General features: G+C 36.6%; 22 protein-coding genes. 6 read left to right on the forward strand and 16 right to left on the reverse strand.

What is annotated here, in order from left to right; translation table 11 throughout:
• Genes ACK4HO_RS03680 through mraZ form a run of 5 tightly spaced genes read right to left on the reverse strand, consistent with a single transcriptional unit; the run spans nucleotide 1 to nucleotide 5161 of the window.
• On the reverse strand, nucleotides 1-1464 hold the full coding sequence (locus ACK4HO_RS03680) for a UDP-N-acetylmuramoyl-L-alanyl-D-glutamate--2,6-diaminopimelate ligase (protein ID WP_409662722.1): 1464 nt from the start codon (nucleotides 1462-1464) through the stop codon (nucleotides 1-3).
• Nucleotides 1461-3470: a penicillin-binding protein gene (locus ACK4HO_RS03685; RefSeq protein ID WP_409662724.1), complete on the reverse strand. Its 2010-nt coding sequence runs from the start codon at nucleotides 3468-3470 to the stop codon at nucleotides 1461-1463. Before ACK4HO_RS03685 ends, ACK4HO_RS03680 begins: the two co-directional genes overlap by 4 nt.
• Complete coding sequence (locus tag ACK4HO_RS03690; protein ID WP_409662726.1) at nucleotides 3461-3808, reverse strand: FtsL-like putative cell division protein; 348 nt, start codon at nucleotides 3806-3808, stop codon at nucleotides 3461-3463. The genes ACK4HO_RS03685 and ACK4HO_RS03690 overlap by 10 nt, the downstream gene beginning before the upstream one ends.
• A complete protein-coding gene (rsmH, locus tag ACK4HO_RS03695) occupies nucleotides 3805-4713 on the reverse strand; it encodes a 16S rRNA (cytosine(1402)-N(4))-methyltransferase RsmH (RefSeq protein ID WP_409662729.1) in 909 nt (302 codons plus the stop codon). Before rsmH ends, ACK4HO_RS03690 begins: the two co-directional genes overlap by 4 nt.
• A complete protein-coding gene (gene mraZ, locus ACK4HO_RS03700) occupies nucleotides 4688-5161 on the reverse strand; it encodes a division/cell wall cluster transcriptional repressor MraZ (RefSeq protein WP_409662732.1) in 474 nt (157 codons plus the stop codon). Before mraZ ends, rsmH begins: the two co-directional genes overlap by 26 nt.
• Before the next feature lie 389 nt (nucleotides 5162-5550).
• Here mraZ and ACK4HO_RS03705 point away from each other — a divergent pair, with 389 nt between their 5' ends.
• Both ACK4HO_RS03705 and yihA read left to right on the forward strand, forming a co-directional pair.
• Nucleotides 5551-6315, forward strand: coding sequence for an alpha/beta fold hydrolase (locus ACK4HO_RS03705; protein WP_409662735.1), 765 nt, complete (start codon nucleotides 5551-5553; stop codon nucleotides 6313-6315).
• Between the two features lie 39 nt (nucleotides 6316-6354).
• Nucleotides 6355-6972: a ribosome biogenesis GTP-binding protein YihA/YsxC gene (gene yihA, locus ACK4HO_RS03710; RefSeq protein WP_409662737.1), complete on the forward strand. Its 618-nt coding sequence runs from the start codon at nucleotides 6355-6357 to the stop codon at nucleotides 6970-6972.
• Between the two features lie 5 nt (nucleotides 6973-6977).
• Here yihA and gldC read toward each other — a convergent pair whose 3' ends face one another.
• Together gldC and gldB are read right to left on the reverse strand one after the other, a co-directional pair.
• The gene (gene gldC, locus ACK4HO_RS03715; RefSeq protein ID WP_409662740.1) at nucleotides 6978-7313 is read right to left on the reverse strand and encodes a gliding motility protein GldC; all 336 of its coding nucleotides are present in this window, start codon (nucleotides 7311-7313) and stop codon (nucleotides 6978-6980) included.
• A complete protein-coding gene (gldB, locus tag ACK4HO_RS03720) occupies nucleotides 7306-8268 on the reverse strand; it encodes a gliding motility lipoprotein GldB (RefSeq protein WP_409662742.1) in 963 nt (320 codons plus the stop codon). Before gldB ends, gldC begins: the two co-directional genes overlap by 8 nt.
• A 96-nt stretch (nucleotides 8269-8364) precedes the next feature.
• Between gldB and nadE the strand changes: the two genes are divergently transcribed.
• Together nadE and ACK4HO_RS03730 are read left to right on the forward strand one after the other, a co-directional pair.
• Nucleotides 8365-9177, forward strand: coding sequence for an NAD(+) synthase (nadE, locus tag ACK4HO_RS03725; protein WP_409662745.1), 813 nt, complete (start codon nucleotides 8365-8367; stop codon nucleotides 9175-9177).
• A 78-nt stretch (nucleotides 9178-9255) separates the two neighbouring features.
• Nucleotides 9256-9885 carry a response regulator transcription factor gene (locus tag ACK4HO_RS03730; protein ID WP_284651515.1) on the forward strand — a complete coding sequence of 210 codons (630 nt, stop codon included), beginning with the start codon at nucleotides 9256-9258 and terminating at the stop codon, nucleotides 9883-9885.
• A 29-nt stretch (nucleotides 9886-9914) separates the two neighbouring features.
• Here ACK4HO_RS03730 and dnaG read toward each other — a convergent pair whose 3' ends face one another.
• The 5 genes from dnaG to ACK4HO_RS03755 form a co-directional block, all read right to left on the reverse strand.
• The gene (dnaG, locus tag ACK4HO_RS03735) at nucleotides 9915-11894 is read right to left on the reverse strand and encodes a DNA primase (RefSeq protein WP_409662748.1); all 1980 of its coding nucleotides are present in this window, start codon (nucleotides 11892-11894) and stop codon (nucleotides 9915-9917) included.
• 166 nt (nucleotides 11895-12060) lie between these two features.
• Nucleotides 12061-13134 (reverse strand): hypothetical protein, encoded by a 1074-nt coding sequence (locus ACK4HO_RS03740; protein WP_409662753.1) that lies wholly within the window; start codon nucleotides 13132-13134, stop codon nucleotides 12061-12063.
• A 30-nt stretch (nucleotides 13135-13164) separates the two neighbouring features.
• Nucleotides 13165-13911, reverse strand: a complete 747-nt coding sequence (locus tag ACK4HO_RS03745) for a hypothetical protein (protein WP_409662757.1) — start codon at nucleotides 13909-13911, stop codon at nucleotides 13165-13167.
• A complete protein-coding gene (locus ACK4HO_RS03750) occupies nucleotides 13898-14458 on the reverse strand; it encodes an RNA polymerase sigma factor (RefSeq protein WP_409662760.1) in 561 nt (186 codons plus the stop codon). Before ACK4HO_RS03750 ends, ACK4HO_RS03745 begins: the two co-directional genes overlap by 14 nt.
• Nucleotides 14459-14607: 149 nt before the next feature.
• Entirely contained in the window at nucleotides 14608-15588 is a 981-nt protein-coding gene (locus tag ACK4HO_RS03755; RefSeq protein ID WP_409662764.1) for a polyprenyl synthetase family protein, read from the reverse strand.
• A gap of 130 nt (nucleotides 15589-15718) precedes the next feature.
• Between ACK4HO_RS03755 and ACK4HO_RS03760 the strand changes: the two genes are divergently transcribed.
• A complete protein-coding gene (locus ACK4HO_RS03760) occupies nucleotides 15719-16552 on the forward strand; it encodes a hypothetical protein (RefSeq protein ID WP_409662767.1) in 834 nt (277 codons plus the stop codon).
• A gap of 62 nt (nucleotides 16553-16614) precedes the next feature.
• Here the strand turns inward: ACK4HO_RS03760 and rlmN are convergent, their stop codons facing one another.
• A complete protein-coding gene (rlmN, locus tag ACK4HO_RS03765; protein WP_409662770.1) occupies nucleotides 16615-17655 on the reverse strand; it encodes a 23S rRNA (adenine(2503)-C(2))-methyltransferase RlmN in 1041 nt (346 codons plus the stop codon).
• 133 nt (nucleotides 17656-17788) lie between these two features.
• Here rlmN and ACK4HO_RS03770 point away from each other — a divergent pair, with 133 nt between their 5' ends.
• On the forward strand, nucleotides 17789-18430 hold the full coding sequence (locus ACK4HO_RS03770) for an O-methyltransferase (protein WP_409662773.1): 642 nt from the start codon (nucleotides 17789-17791) through the stop codon (nucleotides 18428-18430).
• A 16-nt stretch (nucleotides 18431-18446) separates the two neighbouring features.
• Here the strand turns inward: ACK4HO_RS03770 and ACK4HO_RS03775 are convergent, their stop codons facing one another.
• Genes ACK4HO_RS03775 through ACK4HO_RS03785 form a run of 3 tightly spaced genes read right to left on the reverse strand, consistent with a single transcriptional unit; the run spans nucleotide 18447 to nucleotide 21622 of the window.
• Nucleotides 18447-19004 carry a phosphatase PAP2 family protein gene (locus ACK4HO_RS03775; RefSeq protein ID WP_409662775.1) on the reverse strand — a complete coding sequence of 186 codons (558 nt, stop codon included), beginning with the start codon at nucleotides 19002-19004 and terminating at the stop codon, nucleotides 18447-18449.
• Nucleotides 19004-19327, reverse strand: a complete 324-nt coding sequence (locus ACK4HO_RS03780) for a twin-arginine translocase TatA/TatE family subunit (RefSeq protein WP_409662778.1) — start codon at nucleotides 19325-19327, stop codon at nucleotides 19004-19006. The genes ACK4HO_RS03775 and ACK4HO_RS03780 overlap by 1 nt, the downstream gene beginning before the upstream one ends.
• A gap of 45 nt (nucleotides 19328-19372) precedes the next feature.
• Nucleotides 19373-21622 carry a M1 family metallopeptidase gene (locus tag ACK4HO_RS03785; RefSeq protein WP_409662780.1) on the reverse strand — a complete coding sequence of 750 codons (2250 nt, stop codon included), beginning with the start codon at nucleotides 21620-21622 and terminating at the stop codon, nucleotides 19373-19375.
• Nucleotides 21623-21626 lie beyond the last annotated feature (4 nt).

A 21626-nucleotide genomic window follows, 5' to 3' on the forward strand; every position in this document is an offset into this window, starting at 1 on the left:
TTATTTGTTTAGCTGTTCTAATATTTCTTTTACAATTTTCATATCGTCAAAATCATGGCGAACGCCTTGAATTTCCTGATAGGTTTCGTGTCCTTTTCCGGCAATTAGGATGATATCATTTGGGCTTGCCAATTGACAAGCGGTTTTAATAGCTTGTTTTCTATCTACAATCGACAAGGTTTTTTTGTGATTTTGTGGCTCTACTCCTTTTTCCATATCGGCTATTATGTCAATAGGATCTTCGGTTCTTGGATTGTCAGACGTGATTATAACCTGGTTGCTCATTGTGGTTGCAATGTTGGCCATGATTGGTCTTTTGGCTTTATCTCTGTCACCGCCACAACCTACTACTGTGATTAATTTTTCGTTATTGGTGCGAATATCATTTATCGTACTCAACACATTTTCCAAAGCGTCCGGTGTGTGTGCATAATCAACGATAGCTGTGATTTTTTGGTTGGAAACAATAAATTGGAAACGACCCGAAACACTTTCTAATTCAGAAAGCAATCGCAACACTTCTAATTTATCCAAGCCTAATTCAACCGCCGTTCCGAAAATCGCCAATAAATTATAGGCATTGAAAGTTCCGATTAGTCTAACCCAAACTTCATTTTCATTGATTTTCAATAACAATCCTGACAATTGATTTTCTAAGATTTGTGCTTTGTAATCGGCATACGATTTTAGCGCATAAGTTAGTTTTCGGGCAACCGTATTTTGAAGCATTACCAAACCGTTTTTATCATCGATATTGGTCAAAGCAAAAGCGGTTTTTGGCAAATGGTCAAAAAACGATTTTTTTACATCTCTGTATTCGGCAAACGTTGGATGGTAATCTAAATGGTCGTGTGACAAATTGGTGAAAACGCCACCGGCAAAGTGTAAACCTTCGGTACGTTTTTGATGAATCCCGTGTGAGCTCACTTCCATGAAGCAATATTCCACACCAACCTCGTTCATTTGGGCCAAATAATGATTTATCGTTAAAGAATCCGGAGTTGTGTGAGTGGCTTTGTATTCGGTATCATCTACCATAATTTTTACGGTAGACAACAAACCAACTTTGTAACCAGCTTTTTTGAACAATTGGAACAAAAGTGAAGCGATGGTTGTTTTGCCATTCGTTCCTGTGATTCCGACTAACTTTAAATTTTGGGATGGATTGCCGTAATAATTCGAAGCCAAAAATGCTAACGCTGAATTGGTGTCTTTTACTTGAATATAAGTCACACCGGTTACAATAACTTCCGGCAAAGTATCGCAAACGATGACTGTTGCGCCGAGATTAATCGCTTTTTCGATAAAGTCATGTCCATTAGAAACACTTCCTCGAATGGCTACAAAAACATCATTCTCTTGTACTTTTCTGGAGTCGAATTCGATTTTGCCAATAGTCATTTCGGTCGAACCTTTTACGACTTCGATAGCGACTTTATACAATATGTCTTTTAAAATAATCACGATAATTCGAGTATGATGATTTGATTTTTACTTAAAGCTGAACCGGGTTGAATGGATTGTCTTTTTACCTTTCCAAACCCAATTACTTTTACTTTCACTTTCATATTTTCCAAAAGCGCTACAGCGTCCATACCGCTCATGCCTTTTACATTGGGAATTGTTTTTCCGTCAGCATTTGACCTGTCTAGGAATGCGTTATATGCTTTTTCTTGCTTGGCAATTTTTCGGTTCAAATTTTTGACTTCATTGGTTGACGGCGCATCGGTAAAAATCTTCTGAGCTACGCGTTTGAAAACCGGTCCGGCCACATCAGCACCGTAATAATTATTGCCTGAAGTATTGGGTTTATGTACCACAACGATACAAGAATATTTAGGGTTTTCTGCTGGGAAAAAACCAACGAAAGAAGAAATATAATGTTTGTCGTTTCCGCCGTTTTTGCCGTAATTGGCTTGTGCTGTTCCAGTTTTTCCTGCCATCGAGAAATCTTTGGAGTACAATTTAGAACCTGTACCACTTTTGACTACATTTTCTAAAACCGCTTTTAGTTTCTTAACGGTTTCATCGGAACAGATTTTCGGATTGATGACTTCCTTGTTGTATTTTTTGATGGTTTTGTTCCATTCTTTGATTTCGGAAACGAATTGTGGTTTTACCATTTCACCGTTATTCGCTACTGCATTATATAAGGTCAAAGTCTGTAGCGGCGTAACGGAAACTCCGTATCCAAAAGCCATCCATGGCAAAGAAATAGCACTCCAATGTTTGTCACCAGGTTGCGGAATATAAGGTTTGCCTTCACCTTGGAATGGCAATCCTAATGGTTTATTCAAACCCATTCTGTCGATTCTGTCTACGAATTCCTTTGGGTTGTTTTTATAATTTTCATAAACGGCTTGTACCAAAACAGTATTGGAAGACACTTCAAAACCTCTTCCTAAAGAAATTTTACCATAACCGCCTTCGTGAGAATCGCGTACTTTTTTACCACGATACTCTACTATTCCGCCACGACTGTCGTATACTTTACTCGTATCCACTTTTCCATCATCTAACAACGCAATCATATCAACTAGTTTGAACGTTGAACCCGGTTCGTGAGATTCAGCAATAGCATAATTCGTGGTTTCGAAATAAGTCGAATCCGATTCTTTTAGTTTTCCTAAATTGGAAATTGCTCTGATTTTACCGGTTTTGGTTTCCATTACAATTACACAACCGTGTTCGGCTTTGAACTCTTGTAATTGTTTCAATAAAGCATGATGGGCAATGTCTTGGATATAAACATCGATAGTAGAAATAACGTCATAACCATCTTGCGGATCAACTTCGTTTACATCACGGATTGGTTTCCATTGGCCTTTGGCGATTTTTTGTTTTAAAACTTTGCCGTCTTTTCCGTTTAAATATTTTCTGAATGACCATTCAATTCCTTTGCCGTCAGGTTTTCCTTCAGGTGTAATTCTTTCGTAACCAATGGTTCTTTCGGCAATTTTCCCGATGGGATGTTCGCGAACGGTTTCTTGTTCGGTAATCATTCCGCCTTTATTGGCGCCTAAATTGAACAATGGAAAACTCTTGATTTTAATATATTGCGTGTAGCTCAAATCGCGAGCGACTAATAAATACCTGTTTTTGTTGGCTCTCGCCATTCTCAATTGGGAATGATAAAACGAACTTGGTTTGCCCAACATCAAGGCCAATGAATCTGCCAATGGTCTGACATTTTTTTCAAAAGCTTCGCCTTTTGGCGCAACAGCATCGAATCGGATGTTGTAGTTGGGAATAGACGTCGCGAGTAAACTTCCGTCAGCCGAATAAATATTTCCTTTATTAGCAGGAATCACGAAGTTCTTTACGGTTCTTTCTTTGGCCAATTTTCGGTAATAATCACCTTCAACCCACTGAATTCTTGTGAGTTTGAAAGTAATAGCCAAAGCCATTAAAAAGAGACAGAAAGCTACTAGGTAGATTCGGTAAGAGATATGTTTATCTTCTACTGCCATAATTTTTGGAAAAAAGTTTTTTCGACTGGTTTTTTAATTTTTATTTTTTGTGGTGGAACCGACGAAGGAAAAATATTTCTCTCTTTCATTGTTTCGGAAACGGTCGATTCCATTTTTAATTTCATTAGTTCGGAGCGTTTGTCTACAAATTCAGAACGCAATTCTTTTACTTCATTGGTCAACTCGGCTATTTTGAAAATCTTTTGGTCGTAACGGTGTTCGTTGGCAATCATCAAAATGGCAAGCAAAATCAGAAACACGATGAACCGCCAGTTTTTAGTTGCGTCTTCGTTGACTAGAAATCGAGCTTTTAATATGCTGTAAACTCCTTTTTTCATCGTTTTTCTGCTATTCTTAATTTGGCACTTCGCGCTCTGTTGTTGATTTTAATTTCAGCATCATCAGGAACGATTAGTTTTCCAACCAACTTGAACGGCACTGAAAAGTTTCCGAAGAAATCGCGTTCCGGTTCGCCTTCAAATAATCCGTTTTTCATGAAACGTTTTACCAGTCTATCTTCTAAAGAGTGGTACGAAATCACGCTTAATCTGCCTTCCGGTTTCAATATTTCAAGTGATTGTTCCAAAAACTCTTTAAGCACTTCCATTTCTTGGTTTACCTCAATTCGAATCGCTTGATAGATTTGTGCCAAGATTTTATTTTTGAACTGATCGGGTAAAAATTTGGCCAAAACCATTTTCAATTCGTCAGTCGTATTGATTGTTTTGTATTCTCTGGCTTCGATGATGGTTCTTGCGATGGCCGGCGCGGCTTTTAATTCGCCATAATCCAAAAACACTCTTTTCAAATTGGCGTCATCGTACTCATTAATCACTTTGTGTGCGTCGAGTTCGTTTCTTTTGCTCATTCTCATATCCAAATCGGCATCAAAACGAGTAGAAAATCCTCTTTCCGGAACGTCAAATTGGTGAGATGAAACCCCTAAATCGGCTAAAATGCCATCGACACTTTTCACACCGTGAAATCTCAAAAAACGTTTGATATACCTGAAATTCTCATGAATTAAAGTGAATCTTTCATCGGGTAACGCATTGGCTAAAGCATCTTCATCTTGGTCAAATCCGAATAATTTTCCATTTGGCCCTAGCCGACTCAAAATCTCTTTCGAATGTCCGCCACCACCAAAAGTCACATCTACATAAATTCCATCAGGTTTGATATTCAAGCCATCGACAGTTTCCTTCAACAAAACCGGATTATGATATCCCATCTCCATCGTCATTAATATTTCCCATTACATCTTCCGCTAAATCGGCAAAGTTGATATCGTCGCCTGCAATTGATTTTTCGTATAAATCTTTGTCCCAAATTTCCACGATGTTCACCGCTGAGGAAAGCACGATATCTTTTGAAATGTGACCAAAAGCCACTAAATCTTTCGGTATTAACAAACGGCCCAAATCATCGACTTCAACCACTTTCACTCCGGCCGTAAAACGTCGGATGAAGTCATTGTTTTTCTTTACAAATCGGTTGAGTTTGTTGATTTTTTGCATCATCAAATTCCATTCGGTCATTGGATATAATTCCAAACACGGCTGAAACACAGAACGCTTCAAGACGAAGCCATCTTGAAGAGAATTAGCCAGTTGCTTCTTTAAAGCCGAAGGAATCATCAGTCTTCCTTTGGCGTCAACTTTGCATTCATATGTTCCTATTATGGAGTTCAATTGCAGTTTATTTTGGTTATCAGCAAAAATATAAAAAAAAGTACCACAATTTACCACAAAATACCACTTTGTTGATAAGTTTTACCACTTCATTCCATTTTTGAATAAAAACACAAGGAATTAGACTTTACTGAATTCTTGACAAATGTTTAATGAATTTAGATTTGAGAAGAAAAAAAGTTATAAAAAACTCATTTTAAGGCATTTTGTTGCATAAAATTGATTTTATTGACATGAAAATAATTGATTGTAATTTTGAAATTGACCAGTAGATTTTTTGAAAATTTGTTGATGAAAAACTACATTTTAGTAGTAAATATTCCTCCTATAACCGAATTTTTAGCTATAAAATCATATATTTGTTGCCGAGGTAAAAAGTTAAAAATTACATGGAAGGAAATTTTAAAAAAGAAGGCAGGTATTCCTATTTCGAAGCAGGAGAAGGCACACCAATCGTTGTTTTACACGGATTAATGGGAGGATTGAGTAATTTTAATGGTGTTGCCGATTATTTTTCCTCACAAGGTTATAAAGTTGTGATTCCCGAGTTGCCAATTTACACCCAAAATATCTTAAAAACCAATGTGAAAGCTTTTGCTAAGTATGTGAAAGACTTCATCACTTTTAAAGGTTTTGATCGCGTTATTCTTCTTGGAAATTCCCTTGGCGGACACATCGCTTTGTATCATTCTAAAATGTATCCTGAAAAAGTAGCCGGATTAGTAATTACCGGAAGTTCCGGGCTTTACGAAAGCGCTATGGGTGATAGTTACCCAAAACGAGGAGATTATGAGTATATCAAAAAGAAAGCGGAAGCCGTTTTTTACGACCCTAATGTAGCCTCTAAAGAAATTGTTGACGAAGTTTTTGCTGTTGTTAATGACAGAATAAAAGTGATTAAAACCTTGACGATTGCCAAAAGTGCTATTCGCCATAACATGGCCAAAGATTTGCCTAAAATGCACGTGAAAACCTGTATTATTTGGGGCAAAAATGACCAAGTTACCCCACCGGAAGTAGCAGAAGAATTCCATAAATTAATGCCTAATTCTGAATTGTATTGGATTGACAAATGTGGCCACGCCGCGATGATGGAACATCCTGACGAGTTCAACCGATTATTGCATGAATGGTTAAAAGAAGTTCATTTATAAACAAAAGTCCTTTTCGGACTTTTTTATTTTAACAATACCATGAAAATTACCAGTGCCGAATTTATCATCAGCAATTCCGATGTGAGCAAATGCCCGAAAGATCCTTTACCGGAGTATGCTTTTATTGGTCGTTCCAATGTGGGGAAATCATCTTTGATTAACATGTTGACCAACCATAAAAATTTGGCCAAAACCTCGGGAAAACCGGGGAAAACGCAGTTAATCAATCACTTTAAAATCAATTTGAATTGGTTTTTGGTCGATTTACCGGGTTATGGTTATGCTCGTGTTTCTAAGAAAACCAAAGAAGTTTTTCAGGAGTTTATCACCGATTATTTTGAAAAAAGGGAACAATTGGTTTGTGCGTTTGTTCTAATTGATATCCGACTAGAAGCTCAAAAAATTGATTTGGAATTTATTACTTATTTGGGCGAAATTGAAGTGCCGTTTTGTATCATTTTTACCAAAGCCGACAAAATTAGTAGAGGCAAAATTGATTCTCACATTGCAGCCTATCGAAAAGCCCTTTTGGCGAACAACTGGGAAGAAATGCCACAACATTTTGTAACCTCAGCCACTGAAACCACCGGCAGAGATGATGTTTTAGGTTTTATTGATGGTGTGAATGAGGAAATGTTTAAAAGCGGAAATCTGTAATTTCTTTATTTCTTCAATTCTAATTTCTCTGCAAAATAATCACAGAAATCTTTCATCGTATCCGCCATTTTCTCATCGGCTGTAGCGCGTTGGAAAGTATCCGACATAGCCACTAAAGTTTGGTGAAAAAATAATTTCATTTCATCTACCGGCATGTCTTTGGTCCACAAATCAATACGAAGTGTTTCTTGCGCTTTACTGTCCCAAATAGAAACCATCATGGCTTTGGCTTCTTCTTGTTCTACTCCGCCATCTTGAGCTGTCCAAGTTAATTTTTCCGGGATACGGTTTTCATCTAATTCAACATTGAATTTTATTTCGGATTTGATGGTATTACTCATTCTTTTTAGGTTTGTATTTTGATTTTTCAAATAATTCTTTGGCGTCCATTTTTAGCATATCTTGCAAACTTACTTCGTTATTTTCCATAAACGAACGCACAATTTGCCAACCAACCCATCGCCCTACACTTCCTGGAGATTCATTATCAACTTCGAGAAAAAATTTAGAAAACGGCGCCGGATTTATAAAGCGATTAGACAATCTTGAATCAGAACTAAAAAGCAAATCTTCTTCTATAAAATAGCGCCAAATGTAGCTTTCATTTTCCTGACACCAAGTTAATTTCTCGGGTAAGTACCCAATTTTTTCAGCATCGGTATGATTGGGAAGTACCAAATCTTTCAAATATAATTCTTTACCGTAATAAATCATTTCACCTAATAATGTTTTATCGGTTGGCGGAGGATTTTTCAACATCGCATAGCTGGTCACAATATCCGGCATCATTTGTCGTTCTTCAAAATTTTGCCTTAAATATTTTGGAAAAGTATAGAACTTGGCCTCTTTTCCGAGATACAATTCCAACGCAATAACTAATTTGTCATTGGCATAAATGGCTTTTTTATTATAGTCCATCTCACCAATAACGGTGTAAACTCTTGGCAAAATAGTTTCCGGGAAATAGTATTTTAGGTGTTTGAATAAATCTTGGATTTCGTTGGTTTGCTTGCCAAAATCAGGATACTTTTTTTGGACTTCGGCATACAAATCTCGCCAATCTTTGTTTTCCATTTTTTCAATCCAAACCTTGTCATCGAACCTTTCCGGAAAGAAAAAAGGATATTCTGCTTTCAAATTAGTCAACTCACTCGGCTTGGCTTCAAAAAAAGCTTGGTCAAATCGATCGACTTTTAAAGCTACCGGAATTTCTTCGACAGCTTTTTCTACCTTGGATTTCTTATTACAAGAAACCAGCAGGAAAACCAACATTATTATTACAAAATACTTTTTCATTATAGAGAATTTATATGACAAAAATGGGACTGAAAAGTTTGTGATTTTTTACATTTGCAAATATACATTTACGTTTCTAAAAACTTTCATAAAAAAATGGCTAAAAAAAGTAAAATCAAAGTAGGGGAAACCAATGCCCATATTGTTACATGGTTAAAGGAATACGCTACAAAAGCTAAAGTAAATGGTTTTGTGATTGGCATTTCAGGCGGTATTGATTCGGCTGTAACCTCAACCTTGTGTGCCCAAACAGGCTTAACGACTTTGTGCATTGAAATGCCGATTCATCAAGATCCAAGTCAAGTAAGTCGAGGAAGAGAACACATCGAGCAATTGAAAAAGCGTTTTCCAAACGTAAAAAATGCGGAAGCTGATTTGACTGCTGTTTTTGAAACATTTAAGAGTACTGTTCCGAGTTCTGACAATGAAACCAAATTTAATTTATCACTGGCCAATACAAGAGCGCGATTGCGCATGACCACATTATATTATTTTGCAGGAATTCATGGTTTGTTAGTTGCCGGAACCGGAAATAAAGTAGAGGACTTTGGGGTTGGTTTTTATACCAAATATGGAGATGGCGGTGTTGATTTGAGTCCGATTGCCGATTTGATGAAAAGCGATGTTTATGCTTTAGGCCAATATCTAGAAATTCCAAAGTCGATCCAAAATGCAGCACCAACCGATGGTTTATTTGGTGATTCAAGAACCGATGAAGATCAATTAGGTGCGAGTTATGACGAACTCGAATGGGCAATGTCTGAAGCAGAAAACAACAGAAAAAGTGATGATTTTACCGGCAGAGAGCGAGAAGTTTTTGAGATATACAAGAAGCTAAACACAATAAATCAGCATAAAATGACTCCAATTCCTGTATGTATAATCCCAAGTTTCTTTAAAATAATATGAATTTTATTAACATTTTTACAATATAATTTTTTAACTTTACAGTAAATTTCTATTAATTTTTTATCAAATACCACAATTATGATAAATGTATGTATTGCTGATAACTTTCCAGTTGTACACTTTGGAATGAAAGCATATTTTAAGGATCATCCTGAAATAAGCATCGTATCCAACGTAGGAAATTTTTTTATGGTTCCCGATGCCTTGAGAAACAAAGAAATTGACGTCTTAATCATCGATTTAGAGCTTGAAGGACTTAAAAGTATTTATGAGGTCAAGTCAATCATAAGAAATTTTCCAAAAACTAAAGTTATCGTCTTCAGTAGTTTGTCTGAACACATTTACGCGCCAAATGCGATTAAAGCAGGTTGTGCCGGTTATGTTCACAAAACATCAAAGCTTGAAAATTTAGGTATAACTATTGTCAAAGTAAATCAAGGGCAAATTATCCTAAATGAAGAAATCAAGAGAAACTTGGCATTAATTGCGAAACAAAACAAATCAGAGCGTTTGTATCGAAAACTTTCGAACAGAGAAATTGAGGTGTTGCGTTTCCTTAGTGACGGTAAGAAAAACAACGAAATTGCTAAAATTTTAGCACTTAACGAAAAAACCATCAGTACGTACAAACTTCGTTTACTGACGAAGCTTAACGTAACAAATTTGGTCGACCTTGTTAACAAAGCCAAAACTTTAGAAATCGTTTAAAACTAAAAACCCGCTAAACGCGGGTTTTTTTATAGGTATGTGGAACGTATTCTTCCAATTTTGTTGGTTAAACTGACTTTTAACTTATTGTAATCGTTGATAGTCGCCATAATTTCTACTGAATCATTTTCTTCCTCAGCTTTGAAATTATTCATCAAATCCAGAATCAATTTGTTGATCAAATATTCGCGAAGTGAAATAATTGTTTCGGAAACATATTGACTTACATTTTGGATTTTGGTTTTCACGTAAATATGTTTGGTTTCCCAATTGTGCAGCAACTCTTTTTCTTCAGACATTAAAATATCAGTAACCATTTGGGAATGTTCTGGCGACAGTTGCATTAAATAATGCTCAATATTGAACTCCTCGTTTTGGTTAAAATAATTGATTAAATCAGTATAAATTTCCTGAAATATCGGATTGGCCAATTCTACTTCGTCTTCTTGCAGACTGAGATAGATTCTCTGAAACACTTTAAAGGTATTGGTTTCCTTTTCTTCTGTCATTTCACCTTCTTCATTGGCTTTTAGAATATAATCGTCGAAATCGGCTTCTTGTGAGCCGTATAGCAATAACATTTCTAAAATCTTTCGCTCTAAGTCATAAACGATATTGACTTTCTCTTGAGCAACTTGCAGTTCATTCTTAACCACTTCAAAAGCCTTTTGCTCGGTTTTGAGTTTTTTGCCGGCTTCCGAAATGTCTTTTTGCACTAATTGCGCTAGGGTATTTAGCAAAACCTGTTCAGAAATGTCCATAATTCGGGCCGTTTCCTGAATGTAGATTTCTCTTTTGATTCGGTCCGGAATTTTGGAAATACTCACCACCATATCGCGAATTAAATCGGCTTTCTTGATAGGATCATTATTGGCTTCATTCATCAAAAGTGACGCTTTGAACTGAATAAAATCCTTGGCATTGTTTTCTAAATAGGAAACTAAATCTTCATACGAGTTCTTTCGCGCAAAACTATCCGGATCATCGCCATCAGGAAAAGTACAGACTTTTACGTTCATGCCTTCTTCCAAAATCAAATCGATTCCGCGAACAGAAGCACGCAATCCGGCGGCATCGCCATCAAAAAGTACGGTAATATTTTTGGTCAAACGATTGATTAATCGAATTTGGTCAGGAGTCAAAGCCGTTCCCGAAGATGCAACCACATTTTCAATGCCGGCTTGATGCAACTGAATCACATCGGTATAACCTTCGACTAAATAACAGTTGTTTTGCTTGGCAATGGCTTGTTTGGCATGGAAAATTCCATACAAAACTTTACTTTTATGGTAAATATCGCTTTCGGGCGAATTGAGGTATTTGGCCGCTTTTTTATCATTGGTCAAAATCCTACCACCAAAACCTAAGTTTCTTCCGGACAAACTTTGAATCGGAAACATGACTCTGCCTTTGAATCGGTCAAAATGTTTTCCGTCTTCTCTGGTGATGGTCAGTCCGACTTTTTCTAAGAATTCTAATTGGTAACCTTTGGCCAAAGCTTCTTTGGTAAAGGCATCCCAAGATTCGGGCGAATAACCTAAACCAAATTTGGCAATGGTTTCATTGGTAAAACCTCTTTCTTTGAAATAAGACAACCCAATGGCTTTACCTTCTTCGGTATTTAAAAGCGTATCGTGGAAATAACTTTTGGCAAATTCCGATACCAAATACATGCTTTCCTTCTCATTGGCTTCAATTTTATCTTCTTGAGAAACTTCGGTTTCTTCAATCTCGATATTGTATTTATTGGCCAAAAAACGAATCGCTTCCGGATATGTAAAGTGCTCGTGTTCCATCAAGAAAGTCACGACACTTCCGCCTTTTCCTGAACTAAAATCTTTCCAAATTTGCTTTACGGGTGACACCATAAACGAAGGTGAGCGCTCATCCGAAAACGGACTCAAGCCTTTGTAATTGCTTCCGGCGCGTTTAAGTTGGACGAAATCACCGATGACTTCTTCCACGCGTGCGGTTTCAAATACTTTATCTATGGTTTCGCGGGTAATCAAAATAGATTGTTAGATTGTTAGATTATTAGATTGTTAGAAATCTTGAAAAGAAATCAAAGAGGGTAAATTTACACATTCAGAATTTAAAATTTAAAATTTAAAATAAAAAAAAGATGCTCCATTGCTGAAACATCTTTTCGAAGTATAAACTAACCTAACAAATTTTCTAATTGAAGTCGAAACGAACCCCAAGTGATATATTATTTTGCTTGATAGCATTGTCTTTGAACAACGGATTCAAGTCGTATTTCAAATAAAGACTGGTTTCTTTGTACCCAATGTAAGTACTCACGCCGTAGATTAAATCATTAGCATTGAAATCCCCTTTTTCTTTAACAGAAACATCATTTCCGTCTAATTCGTAACACAATTTTTGTTTAGATTTTACTCTAACTCCGGCATAACCACCGATTCCGAAACGAACGCTTTCATGGGTTCTGAATATTTTCTTTCCGTCTTTATCTTTTGATTTTGTAAAATCAAATTCCAAGTGAAGTGGCACAGTTAAATATACATTTCTAAAACGTGAGTCTTTTAAATTCACCGAACTGGTTTCTAAATTGGTTTGGTTTCCATTCACCACAAACAAGCGATTATCAGTTGGGCGCAAGTTATTGTACATTAATGACATTCCGTATTTCAGGTGTAATAAATTGTCGTTTTTAAATAATCTGGTGTTTGAAGTAAAACCCCATTCGTAGAAATGGGAACCCCAATATCTGTAATCAGAATGAGCGACTGCTTTATCGGTTACTAAATTATTTACACCCGCTGCGAAGACGAATTGTGAAGTGGTTCTTCTTTCGCCTCTATTTTTTCGGATAGAATCTTGTTTGGTGTCAATTTTATAGCGAATACCATAAACGTAACCGTATTTGTCTTTTCCGTCTTTGATTTTTCCGGCTACCCTTTGGTTTACCAATTCTTTTAATTCTTCTTGGGCTTGACCAACTCTGGTTTCGATATTTTTAGAACGGATTTCAGCAAATTTCAGTTTCTTTTCGTCTGCTTGCTCTTTAGTGATTGTTCCGGCTTCTAATTCTTTGTTTACCGATTCGATTTCGGCTTTCAAAGCTTCTTTTTCTTGTTTGGTTATTGCTTCAATTTTATCGGCAATAAGCTTAACTCTATGTTCGAAAGTGGTTTCCTCTTTTGAGACTTTCACCGTTGTTTCCTGAGCAGCAACTTTAGTTACAACTAAACTCAGCAATAATGAGGCATAAATGATAAAATTCTTCATGATGTTTGTGATTTAAAATTTGATTAATGATTATTCTTGTGTATTTCTGTTGGCCAAAGCCACTTTAATTTCTTGGTAATTTTTGTTCACTTTATGGAACATTCTTTCTCTGAAGGTATGCTCTACTTCGCCATCAACTTGAGAAAGTAAGCTTTTGGCATCTACTTTAAGTGTTGACTTTTGATTGTTTGATCCGGTGGCTGATTTGTCTAAATTGGCTAACAAAATTTCATCTGACTTGGTATTGATTGGCTTTTTGATTACAATTTCCTTTTGTTCCATTATTTTTGGCATGTCTTTTTGTGCTACATCGGAAGAGTTTTGAAATACAATTTCTTTGTCTTTGATGATTTGATTTTGATTGGTTGCTGATTGATTATTGATTGAAACTCGTTGATTATTGGTTATCGGTTGTTGATTATCAGTTGTTGGTTGAACATCCGAAGTGGCGACAGCTTCATTTTGCTTTTGACTTTCCATTACTGGCATTTGAATACTTTCTGTTTTACTTTGAGTGGTATCGATTTTAGTTTCTGTTCCAACTACAGTATTCATGTTGTTAATTTCTGTCCCATTTTGATTGAACAAAAACAAACCAAGTGTTACGAAAACCAAAATGCTGGCAGCAATAAACAAAAAGCCAAAAGGTTTTTTTGTTTTTTTTTCTTCAGCTACTGAAAGCATGGCATCCAATCGATCCCAAGCTTGGGCTGACGGTTGAATTTCTCTGGCATTCAACTTTTCTCTGAACTGTTTTTCAATTTTATTCGGTTCCATTGTGGTAATTTTTTGATTTGGTAATTTGTTCCTGCAACATTTTTCGAGCGTGTGATAATTGTGATTTCGAAGTGCCTTCGCTGATGTTTAACATCGTTGCAATTTCGTGATGTTTAAATCCCTCAATCGCATATAAATTGAAAATCATCTTGTAACCATCGGGTAAACTGTCAATCAAAAACTGTATGTCTTCGACTGAAAATTGACTTTCGATATTGTTGTGTCTTTCTTCAAAATAATTCTCGTCTTCAATGAACTTTACTTTTTTCTGCACTCTGATAAACGAAATACATTCGTTAATCATCACTCTTCTAATCCAACCTTCAAAACTGCCTTTATGTTCAAAATTTTTCAGATTGGTAAACACTTTCATAAAAGCGGTAATCATAGTATCTTCTGCCTGATGTATGTCTTTAATATATTGACGGCATACACTCAACATTTTCGGAGCATATTTGGAATAAATCTGATGCTGTGCGTGGCGATTATTTTCGACAGCCAATTCGATTAATTCTTTTTCCTCTTTATGTAAGTTGATTACTTTCAAAACTATTGGTTAGTGTTTCTATTGGCATAGACGAGAGTCGTCGAAAAATGGTTGCATGAGGATACGAAAAAAATTCATTTTTAAAATAAGAAAATAAAAAAACTCAATAAAATCAATGCTTTACAGCGTAAAATATTTTTAAAAAAAAATTATTTTTTTCTTTCGATAACGTAATTTACCATAAGCGAAAGGGCATCTCTGTATTCCGATTGGGGGAAATTTTGAAGGATTTGGAGTGCTTCGTCTTGGAACTGCATCATTTTTTGTTCGGCATAGTGCAAGCCGTTTTTGTCTTTTACGAATTGGATGACTTCCTTAACACGCTTTCTGTCTTTGTTATGGTTCTTAATCGAATTGATACACCAACTTTTTTCTTTATCGGTACAATTGTTTAAAGCATGAATCAACGGCAAAGTCATTTTTTGTTCTTTGATATCGATACCGGTTGGTTTACCAATAGCGTCATCGGTATAATCGAATAAGTCGTCTTTAATTTGGAAAGCCATTCCGATGAGTTCTCCGAATTTACGCATCGCTTCTACCTGAATTTCATCTTCTAAAACCGATTTGGCACCAAGCGCACAACACGACGCAATTAAAGTAGCTGTCTTTTTGCGAATGATTTCGTAGTATACATCTTCTACTATATCTAATCTCCGGGCTTTTTCTATTTGGAGTAATTCGCCTTCACTCATTTCACGAACGGCAACAGAGATAATTCGAAGTAAATCGAAATCGCCATGGTCTATGGAAAGCAATAATCCTTTCGACAATAAATAATCACCTACCAAAACCGCTATTTTGTTTTTCCACAATGCATTGATGGAGAAAAATCCGCGGCGGCGATTGCTGTCATCAACTACGTCATCGTGAACCAAAGTTGCGGTATGAATTAATTCGATTACCGAAGCACCACGATACGTTCTTTCGTTGACTTCGCCTTTCTCGGAAAGCATTTTGGCTACCAGAAAAACAAACATAGGACGCATTTGTTTTCCTTTTCGGTTGACTATATAATAAGTAATTCTGTTTAAAAGCGCCACTTTTGAAGTCATTGATTCGTAGAACTTTTTTTCAAAAAGTTCCATTTCATCTTGTATAGGCTTTTTTATTTGCGAAGTAATATTCATTAAAATAACAACCGAGTTCCATCGGGCATTCAAAGATACAATAAAGGCATCGTTTGAAAAAAATATTTACCTTTGATTAAACCTTTTGTGAATTTTATATTCAAACTTTGGAACCAAAAAAATAACCCATATGAAAATTAAAAAATTAGTATTAGGATTGACATTATCTATGTTTGTCCTAAGTTGTAGCAAAGATGAAAGCAACAGCAGCTCATCTGAATTAAGTGATGCGAGAGTCAGTGCCAAAATTGATATGGCAACTGAAGATGTCGCCAAAATTGCCGAAGACCAATACGCGCTTCAAGCCAATCCCGGCGCCGGAAGAAACAGTGAACTTGAAACACAAGCACTTCCTCCATGTGCAACAGTTGATATTCAGGTAACTGCGACTACTTGGACCAGAACTGTAACTTTTGACAATTGTACTTTACCAAACGGCAATGTTATAGACGGAACTATTATTGTTAGCGGAAGCGTAAATTTTGACACACCTTCACATACTATCAGTTATAGTTTTGTTGATTTCCACCACAACGATATCTTGATTGAAGGCAACAGAACCATTGTCAGAAGCTTACAAAGCACAGCTACTTTGGCTGCTGTTCATCCGGTAGCTACAATGTCTATCGACATGACGGTGACTTTCCCTAACGGAAATGTTTACCACAGAGAAGGAAACAGAGTAAGAGAAATGATTGAAGGATTTGGTACCCCAATGATTTGGGCCGATAATGTGTTTTCAATTTCAGGAAGTTGGAGCACTACTTTCCCTGCCGGAACCAGAACTTCAACCATTACAACGCCATTGAGAGCAGAAGCCGGTTGCCCACACATTGTTAGTGGTGTTGTGACTACTGTTGGAACCAACAATACCGCAACTTTAGATTACGGAAACGGTGATTGTGATAACCAAGCTACACTAACGGTTAACGGTACAACCACAACCATCACTTTAGGAAATTAATTTTATTTGAACTTAGTTATAGAAAGAAGAAGCTCTCTCGTTAAAAAACGAGAGAGCTTCTTTTATGATTTATTAGCCAATTGACCACAAGCTGCATCAATATCTTTTCCGCGACTGCGGCGCACTTTGGCTACAATATCATATTTGCTCAAAGCTTTGATGTAATTGTCAATCGCTTCGTCTGAGGCTTGTTGGAATTCCCCATCATCAATTGGGTTGTATTCAATTAAATTGACTTTACACGGGACATATTTACAGAATTTTACCAAAGCATCTATCGAGGCTTTATCATCGTTGATGCCTTTCCAAACCACATATTCATAAGTGACTTTGCTTTTGGTTTTTTGGTACCAATATTGCAAAGCTTCTTTCAATTCGGGTAACTGAAAGTTTTTGGTGAATGGCATTATATGATTTCTGGTTTCTTCAATTGCGGAATGCAAAGAAACTGCCAGTTTAAATTTGACTTCATCATCCGCCATTTTTTTAATTATTTTTGAAACACCTGATGTAGAAACCGTAATGCGCTTTGGCGACATGCCCAATCCTTCTTCTGAAGTAATCATATCAATGGCTTTCATCACATTATTGTAATTCATCAACGGTTCGCCCATTCCCATAAAAACAATATTCGACAACGGACGATTGTAATACAAACGGCTTTCTCTGTCAATCGCCACCACTTGGTCATAAATTTCTCCGGGTTCCAAATTTCGCATTCTTTTTAAACGTGCAGTAGCGCAAAAATTACAATCCAAACTACAACCTACTTGACTGGAAACACAAGCTGTGGTTCTTGTATCTGTGGGAATCAAAACACTTTCAACGATTAAACCGTCATGCAAACGCACGGCATTTTTTACCGTTCCGTCTTCGCTGCGTTGCATGGTATCGACTTTGATATGGTTAATCACGAAGTTATTTTCGAGCATCGCGCGGGTTTCTTTTGACACATTGGTCATGTCTTCAAAATTGTGCGACGCTTTACTCCACAGCCATTCATAGACTTGGTTGCCACGAAACGCCTTATCACCATTGGCCACAAAAAAATCGCGCAATTGTGCTTTGGTCAAACTTCGGATGTCTTTTTTCTCGATTTCCATGGCGCAAATTTAGTAATTAGTAATTAGTGATTAGTAATTAGTAGCTATAATCTATAACAAACTATAGTTTTGATATGACTTTATAGGTTTTGACAGCGACATATAATTAGATAACTTTGCAAAAAACAAAACCATGCATTTTCTTTCTGACGAATTAGACCAATATGTAACGCAACATTCCCAAGACGAACCAGAATTGTTGGCACAATTGAATAAAGAAACCTATCAAAAAATACTGCAACCCCGAATGTTGAGCGGTCATTTTCAAGGTCGGGTTTTGAGCATGTTGTCGAAAATTATTCATCCGACAAACATACTGGAAATTGGGACTTACACCGGTTATGCCACTTTATGTTTGGCCGAAGGTTTGGCCGAAAACGGAGCGATTGATACCATAGACATTGAAGAGGAATTGGTTGATTTTCAACGAAAATATTTTGACAAGAGCCAATGGTCAAATCAAATTACGCAACATCTTGGCGATGCTTTGGAAATCATTCCGACTATAAATAAAAAATACGATTTGGTTTTTATTGATGCTGACAAAGAAAATTATATCAATTATTTTCACTTGATTGTACCGATGATGAACAAAGGAGGTATCATTCTTTCGGATAATGTTTTGTGGAGTGGCAAAGTTGTAGAAGAAGTAAAACCAAATGATATTACCACCCAAATCCTTTTGGAATACAACAAATTATTAAAAAATGATTCAAGAATAGAAACAGTTTTATTACCTATTCGTGATGGCTTGACCGTTTCTAGAGTGAAATAAAAGTACGAAGTTAGAACTACAAAGTACGAAGTATATACTTAGAATATAATTTGTAACAAATAAACCCTGCGATTGCTCCAAAAGTATAACCGGTTAAAACATCAGTTGGGAAGTGCAAACCGAGATAAATTCGGCTGTAAGCGAATATTAAAGGAAACAAGAATAACAAATAAGCGTGTTTGTAGTATTTTTTTAAAATCATATAACCAAAAACCGTAGAGGCCATAGAATTGGTAGCATGTCCTGAGAAAAAACTAAAAGATTTGCTGGTTTTTACCAATCTAATAATATCCTTAATTTCTTCGTCGTTGCAAGGACGCAATCGTTCAAAACCGTATTTGAAAAGATTCACAGTTTGGTCACAAATGAGAATCATTACTGCGGTAAAAAGCACATAATACCCAAAATTTTTCCAACCGATTTTTTTTTGCAACAGATAAAAAATAAATAAAAAAATTGGTGCCCAATTAAGTTGTTTGGTGATAATCAACCACAGCCAATCCCAACGTTCAGAACCTAAACCGTTCAGAAAGACCAGTAATTCCTTATCAAGGTCGATTATTTTTTCCAGCATTAGAATTGACGTTTTATCGGACCTGTCAAAGCATCTAAATCTTCTGCGGCTTTGTTAACATCGGGCAATATATTTTCAGAAACATTACTTTTTACCTTATCTACTTCTTCGGTAAAAGTGGAAGTTAATTCTTTTACGGAACTATTGATTTCTTGAACATCAGCACTTTTTTGGATTTCTGATTTGATGTCATTGGTAGCATTTTTCAATTGTGCCATTATTTTACCCATCGTTCTGGCAATTTCCGGAATCTTATCTGAACCGAAAAGCATTAACGCTATGAAAATGATGAAAATTAATTCGCCGCCACCTATTCCAAACATATTTTGAATTGCTTAATTATGAAGTCGCAAAGTTACAAAGTTCTGCTAATCAAATTTAGATTTTTCCGCTGTTTTTGGCCAAGAATTATTTGAAGTGTCAATATCGGCAGTTTCTTCCTTCGGATCGACAACAATTTTGGAAACCGCTTTTTTTGTAGCAAAAGTTCGGCTCACTTCTTTGTCATTCATTCTCCAAATTTGTGCCGGGAAATAATGATTCTCTGTAGTGCCGTCTTCAAAAGTAATTTCAACAATAATCGGCATGACCAATCCGCCCGGTTTGTCAAAGGTTACTTGGTAAAAATACTTTGGCTCGTTTAATTTGGCTTTTTCTTCCGCACTGAAATTCTTATTTACATAATCGTCTAAAGCTTGAAATTCTTCTACTTTAAAAGGCTTGTTCAGTTCCGACTTGTACGAGGCACTACCTTCTGCTATCATATAAACCATCGGACCATTGCGAGAATCCCTGCGTCGACGGGTTTTCATAAAATCGCTAACTTCTTTCGAAGCTTCATTACTCACAAAATATTTTTTCACTTCTTTAATTCCGATATCATTGTAATCTGTGGTGTAAAACCAACCACGCCAAAACCAATCTAAATCTACTGCCGAAGCATCTTCCATGGTTCTGAAAAAATCTTCGGGTGTTGGGTGTTTGAACTTCCAACGATTGGCATAAGTTTTAAATGCATAATCAAATAAGTCATGTCCCATAATGGTTTCACGTAAGATATTCAAAGCTGTAGCCGGTTTCCCGTAGGCATTATTCCCAAATTGACGCAAACTCTCCGAGTTCGTCATAATCGGTTCTAAACCGGTTTGGTCGCCACTCATATAAGGAATGATGTTTTTCGCCGGACCACGACGGGTTGGAAAATTAGGATCAAATGTTTTTTCTGCTAAATATTCCATAAAAGAGTTTAAACCTTCATCCATCCATGTCCATTGACGCTCATCAGAATTGATAATCATTGGAAAGAAATTGTGTCCGACTTCGTGACAAATTACTCCCAACATGCCGTATTTGGTTTGGTCGGAATATTTACCGTTTTCATCCGGACGTCCGTAATTCCAACAAATCATAGGGTATTCCATGCCTTGGTCTCGGGCATTGATGGAAACTGCTTTCGGATAAGGATAATCGAAAGTATAATTGGAATAGCTTTTTAGCGTGTGGGCAACAATTCGGGTGGAATAGTCTCCCCAAAGCGGATTGCCTTCTTTCGGATACAAAGAAATCGCCATTGAGGTTGTGCTTCCGGTTTTTACCGCCATGGCATCATAAATAAATTTTCTTGAGGTAGAAATTCCAAAATCACGTACATTTTCGGCTTTGAATTTCCAGGTTTTTTTCTTGTCTGAAAATCCTTTTTCCGCGGCTTCGGCTTCGGCTTGGGTTACCACTACGACCGGTTTGTCAAAAGACTTTTCGGCTTCGGCATATCTTTTTAATTGTTCCGCGGTAAATACTTCGCTTCTATTTTGTATAGTTCCGGTAGCTTCCATAATATGATCGGCAGGAACGGTAATATTGACTTCATAATTACCAAAAGTTAAGGCAAACTCTCCTGAACCCCAGAACTGCATATTTTGCCAACCTTCGACATCGCTGTAAACCGCCATTCTTGGGTAAAATTGAGCCAAAACGTAAAGATTGTTTCCGTCTTTTTCAAAATGCTCATAGCCAGAACGACCACCGTCTAAGATATAATTGTTGATGTTGTACCACCATTTGATAGAGAACGTGATTTTTTCTTTGTTTTTCAACAACTTAGGTAATTCGATACGCATCATGGTTTGGTTGATGGTATATTGCATAGGATTTCCTTGAGCGTCTTTTACATATTCTATTCGGAATCCACCATCAAAATCTTCCTCTAAATATTTTCTGGAAAAGGCTTGGGCCGAAATGGCCGGATCAGTTTTATTGCTTTCTACCAAAGGCGAATTGGAATTTCTGGCTTTTTCGTTTTGGTCTAATTGTACCCAAAGATAATCCAACGATTCCTTGGCATTATTAGTATAAGTAATGGTTTCGGTACCGTATAACTTTTGGTTTTTATCATCCAGTTCGACGTCGATTTTATAATCGGCTTGTTGCTGGTAATATTCCGGTCCGGGCGCACCTGAAGCCGTACGATACATATTGGGCGTAGCCAACAAGTCATACATTTGCTTGAATTTATCCGGATTTCTTTCGTCTGATTTGGTGGTTTTGGGCGCTTCTTGTGCTTGGGTCAAACCCATAACAAACAACCCTAAAATTGATAAAACCTTAGTTTTATGATTCATAGCC

The organism is Flavobacterium sp., assembly GCF_046296355.1.
Taxonomy (GTDB): Bacteria; Bacteroidota; Bacteroidia; order Flavobacteriales; family Flavobacteriaceae; genus Flavobacterium.